General features: G+C 29.1%; 4 protein-coding genes. 2 read left to right on the forward strand and 2 right to left on the reverse strand.

Annotated elements, in window-relative coordinates:
• Positions 1 to 416 precede the first annotated feature (416 nt).
• The gene (locus H2684_RS12195; RefSeq protein WP_182089673.1) at positions 417 to 1,718 is read left to right on the forward strand and encodes an acetyl-CoA hydrolase/transferase family protein; all 1,302 of its coding nucleotides are present in this window, start codon (positions 417 to 419) and stop codon (positions 1,716 to 1,718) included.
• Positions 1,719 to 1,851: 133 nt separating this feature from the next.
• Here H2684_RS12195 and H2684_RS12200 read toward each other — a convergent pair whose 3' ends face one another.
• Both H2684_RS12200 and H2684_RS12205 read right to left on the reverse strand, forming a co-directional pair.
• Positions 1,852 to 2,613, reverse strand: a complete 762-nt coding sequence (locus H2684_RS12200; protein WP_182089674.1) for a type 1 glutamine amidotransferase — start codon at positions 2,611 to 2,613, stop codon at positions 1,852 to 1,854.
• 18 nt (positions 2,614 to 2,631) lie between these two features.
• On the reverse strand, positions 2,632 to 3,981 hold the full coding sequence (locus H2684_RS12205; protein WP_182089675.1) for a Mur ligase family protein: 1,350 nt from the start codon (positions 3,979 to 3,981) through the stop codon (positions 2,632 to 2,634).
• Positions 3,982 to 4,261: 280 nt separating this feature from the next.
• Between H2684_RS12205 and H2684_RS12210 the strand changes: the two genes are divergently transcribed.
• Positions 4,262 to 5,083, forward strand: coding sequence for an undecaprenyl-diphosphate phosphatase (locus H2684_RS12210; protein WP_182089676.1), 822 nt, complete (start codon positions 4,262 to 4,264; stop codon positions 5,081 to 5,083).
• Positions 5,084 to 5,522: the final 439 nt, after the last annotated feature.

A 5,522-nucleotide genomic window follows, 5' to 3' on the forward strand; every position in this document is an offset into this window, starting at 1 on the left:
GCCTTAAGGCATAACGCTGGTAATATGCCCTTATAGGGCTTAGGAAAAACCACCAGCTAAGCTGGTGGATATTTATTGGAAACGATAGCAAGAGATAAAGCTATGTTAAAAATAGGTAATATTTGATACTATACTGATTTAATATAGTATTTTTAGCTTAAAAAAAACTATTATTAGTTTGAATAAATTAAAATAGTATAATATAATATCAGTATGCACTTGATATATAATTTTAATATATATTATGTATTAAGTGTAATGAATGGTGCATGTTTACAAATAATTGTAGTTTTTTTAACAAACTGTTTAACAAAATGGATAGTAATTAAAGAGGCAGGTTTTGTGTTAACTCTAAAATTTATTTTGTTTACTTGCATCAGTTTTTATTTATATTAGCTTTTAAAGGAGTGGTTTTTATGAATTTAGCTGAATTGTATAAAAGTAAAGTTGTAAGTGCAGATGAAGCGGTATCCCATATAAAATCAGGGAGTAATGTAGTTTTTGGCCATGCCTGTGCTGAGCCTAAGGTACTTTTAAATGCAATGGTTGAAAATAAGGAAAAGTATAAAGATATTGAGATGTACCATATGATACCACAAGGTGAAACAAAATATGCAGAAGAAGGTGTGGAGAAATATCTTCATGTCAACTCATTATTTGTAGGTAAGGGTACACAGGAACTTGTGAATTCAGGAAGAGCAGGATATATTCCAGTATTTTTTAGTGAAATACCAAGGCTTTTTAAAGAAGGATATATTCCAGTAGATGTAGCACTTATAGAAGTAAGTAAACCTGATGAACATGGATTTTGTAGCTATGGCGTATCTAATGACTACATACATCCTGCTGCAGAATGTGCAAAGTTGGTAATTGCTGAAGTAAATGAAAATATGCCAAGAGTTATGGGAGATTGTTTTATACACATTTCTGATATCGATTATATAGTTGAAAGTTCTCGACCTGTAGTTGAACTTAAGCCAGCTAAAGTTGGAGAAGTTGAAAAGAAAATAGGAAGTTATTGTGCATCACTTGTAGAAGATGGCTCAACTTTGCAGCTTGGAATAGGTGCTATACCTGATGCAGTACTCTTGTTTTTGAAAGATAAAAAAGATCTTGGAATACATTCAGAGATGATATCAGATGGAGTTGTAGAACTAATAGAAGCAGGAGTAATTACAAATAAGAAAAAGTCGCTTCATCCAGGAAAAGTAGTTGTAACATTCCTTATGGGAACAAAAAGATTATATGACTTTGTAGATAATAATCCTATGTTTGAATCTAGACCAGTAGATTATGTAAATAATCCTCAAGTTATTATGAAGAATTCTAAAATGGTTTGTATAAATTCATGTGTTGAAATAGATCTCATGGGACAAATATGTTCTGAAAGCATAGGAATGAGACAAATAAGTGGAGTAGGTGGACAGATTGATTTCACAAGAGGCGCAAGTATGGCACCAGGTGGAAAGTCAATTATTGCAATACCATCTACTGCAGCTCATGGAAAGATTTCTAGAATAGTTCCATTTTTAAATAAAGGTGCAGCTGTAACTACATCTAGAAATGATGTTCACTATGTAATAACAGAATATGGTATAGCTCAGCTTAGAGGTAAAACCCTTCAGCAGAGAGCTAGAGAACTTATAAAAATAGCTCATCCAAAATTTAGAGATGGATTGATAGCTGAGTTTGAAAGAAGATTTGGATGCAAATATTAAAGTTAATTTTTTATTATATGTAAAAGGTATTTTAATTAAATATTTTTAATTAGATTTAAATTAGACTTAAAAAGACAAATGCACTTTGATAAAAATTTATTTTAGTGAATTTGTCTTTTTTTGTATATATTTGTTATAATGTTGTATAAATATTATTTTTGTTGAAATCCATTTTTAATTCTCTTTTTAAAATGAATTTTTTTGCATTTATTTCGAGGCTATCATTAAGGGGAGCGAGATTTATTTCTTTATTGTATTTTTTAGATAGTGCTAATTTCAAAAATCTATCAGATAGTTCAGGGTTTTTTGATAGTAGGGAACCGTGGAAGTAAGTACCAAAGCAATTTTTGTATACACATCCTTCATATCCGTCTTCCCCGTTGTTTCCGTATCCTTTTAGTACTTTACCAAGAGGCTTTAAGTTACCTATATAAGTTCTACCAGAATGATTTTCAAATCCAACATAAGTTTCTTTAAATGTATCGTTGTAAATCACTATATTTCCTATAAATCTCTTGTTACCGCTTTCTGTGTATATATCAATTACATTAAGTCCAGAAAGCTTTTTACCGTCTGGTGTAGTATAGTATTTCCCAAGAAGTTGATATCCACCGCATATAGATAAAAATACCTTTCCATTTTCAATATATTCTTTTATTCCGGATTTTTTATTTTTTATTAAATCCTCAGATACTATGGACTGTTCATAGTCCTGGCCACCTCCAAAGAAGATTATATCATACTTTTCCCACTCAAAAGGATCACCTATAGATACGTTATGTATATTTACTTTTATTCCACGTTTTTCAGCTCTGTATTTCAATATCTTTATATTTCCAAGATCACCGTACACATTTAATAGATCGGGATATAGATGACATATGTCAAGTTCCATAAAAACACACCTCTTTATCTACCATAATTTTTTTATGTATCCTTTTGAATTTAAGTACTTTCTAAATCCTATCATGGAAGTATATGTTGCAAGAATGTATACTCTGTTTTCACTACACTGTTTGATTTTTTCAGTAAGATTTTTAAAATCATCACATAATATGAACTTATTTTCATCAAGACCTGCAACTTTAAGCCTTACTGCCATGTCATATAGCCTTATTCCTGAAATTAGTATGTTATTTATATTAAGGGATAATAAACTTTCAAAATTTACATCCCATATCCAAGATACATCTCTTCCGTCTGCATAATTGTCATTTAATAGAACAGCTAAATCAAAGCTCTTATTATCAAGTGAAATACTGTTTATTGCTTCATCATAACCAGCAGGATTTTTTACAAGGATTATTTTGACCTCTTTACCATCTACATCTATAATTTCTTGTCTTCCAAAGCTACTTTTTTGATTTTTAAGTGAAGTATATATTACAGATGATGGTACATCACAAGTTTTTGCTACTGAATATGCACATAATGCATTGTATATATTGTAGTCACCAGGTTGATTTATGTAGTATTCTTCTCCATTAATCACTACAAGTGAGCCATTTTGAGATGTTTCCTTTATCTCATCTATAGCATAATCTAAATTTGGCCTTTTATAACCACAATTGTCACAGTAAAAATCACCTAGATGGCTGTAAGTTATAAAATTGTATTTATATGGATGTTTGCATTTTTTACAGAATTTAGAATCAGCATTTATTTTTACTTCTTTTTTGTTGTTTAAGCTGCATTTGAATCCATAGTAAATAGTTCTATTTTCAACATCAAGATCACCTAGTAGTGGTTCATCTGCATTTAATACAAGATTTGAAAGAGGAACTTTTTTTATACCTTTTAAAATTTTTTTCAAAGTTGTATACACTTCTCCATATCTATCTAATTGATCCCTGAATAGATTAGTAATAGTTATTATTTCAGGAGTAACATAGTTTGTAAGAAGTGTTAAATTTGCTTCATCACATTCTATAACTGCGTAACTTGTTTTACTACATTTTTTAAAAGAGAAGTTTTCCATAAAGCAAGATATTATTCCAGGAAGCATATTTGCACCTGTATTATTTGTTATAACATGCTTTTCATTTTCTTTTAATATATTGTATATCATACTTGTAGTTGTCGTCTTTCCATTTGTACCAGTTACAACTATAATTTTATAGTCTTTGGATATAGTTTCTAGGATATTTTTATCTAATTTTAAGGCAACTCTTCCTGGAAAGTTACTTCCCCCTTTAAACAAAGCTTTTGATACTTTTATAATAGACTTTGAGATTATAATGCTTAAAAAAGATTTTATCTTAATTTTTCACACCACCTTTTATTTAAAAATAGAACTATCTATTTTTAACTCCTAAATATTATAATACAATACAATTAATTTTACATCAAAAAGTTATATCATGTTTATAAATTAGGATTAATTAATGACATTATATTTATGAAAATTTATTAAATATAGATAACATATAGGTAACAATATGTTAATAATATAGTTATTGTATAATGAGTAAAAGTGATAGTATAATAAAAATTGTTGTAAAATTTATAAAGAGAGAGAGTTGAAATAAGTGGGCGCAATTGAAATAATGCTTATGGTTAAAGCAGTTATAATAGGAATAGTAGAAGGAGTTACTGAATTTTTGCCAATATCCTCTACAGGACATATGATAATAGTAGGAAGTTTGATTAATTTCCAAGATCCAACTTATAGAAAAGCATATGTGGACACTTTTGAAATTGTTATTCAGCTTGGAGCTATACTTGCAATATTAGTTTTATATTGGGATAAAATATCTGGATCACTTAAAAATATTGCTCCTGGAAAATGGGGATTTAAGCTGTGGTTTAATATACTTGTGGCATTTATACCTGCTGCAATAATTGGATTTTTATTTGATGATATGATACAGGATAAATTATTTAATCCTATTACTGTTGCATCTGCACTTGTATTTGGAGGTTTCCTCATGATATTTATGGAAAATAAGTACAGGAGGGGAAATAGTACGAAGAGAATTGAAGATGTAAATGTAAAACAGGCATTTAAAATAGGTTGCTTTCAATGTCTTGCACTTTGGCCTGGAATGTCAAGGTCTGCATCAACAATAATAGGTGCATGGGTAAGTGGACTTACAAATGTTGCAGCGGCAGAATTTTCATTTATACTGGCAATACCAACAATGATAGCTGCAAGTGGTTATTCTCTTTTGAAGGTTAAAATAGCAATGACAGCTTCTGAAATAATAGCTCTTGTAATAGGGTTTGTTGTTTCTTTTGTAGTGGCATTAATAGTTGTAGACAAGTTTATAAGTTTTTTGAAGAAAAAGCCTATGAGGGTGTTTGCAATATATAGGATATTTATTGGAATAGTTGTATTGGGATTTGCATTTAAACATATTATATGAATATATTTATTAAAAGTATATTATATTTGAAGTCAATTTTATTTAATTGCTATGGATATTTATTCCATAGCAATTTTTATAATTCTATTTATTATTTATTGATTGTGTATATTCTTAGTTCTAGATGTAAATAATAAGGTAAAAGCAATATAATCTTATCCAGGTGTATCAATATATGAAAAAATGAGAAATGAATAGAATATAGAAGATAGGGCAAAATAAAATTGTTATATGCATAATTTAATATACTACAACATTATAAGCTGTGATATAATATTCTCCGTTGTAAGGCAAGGAAGTAAAATGTTCCAAGCAAAACGACAAAGTAAGTCAAGTCAACATTTTGAAAAAAGTAAAAAAACTGTGTCAACCGTTTTTGAAAATGTCCCAAAAAACTTTTAACATTAGCACCAGTTTTCTGGTGCTTTATTTCTATGCT

This window comes from Clostridium sp. cel8 (assembly GCF_014050525.1).
Classification (GTDB): domain Bacteria; phylum Bacillota; class Clostridia; order Clostridiales; family Clostridiaceae; genus Clostridium_B.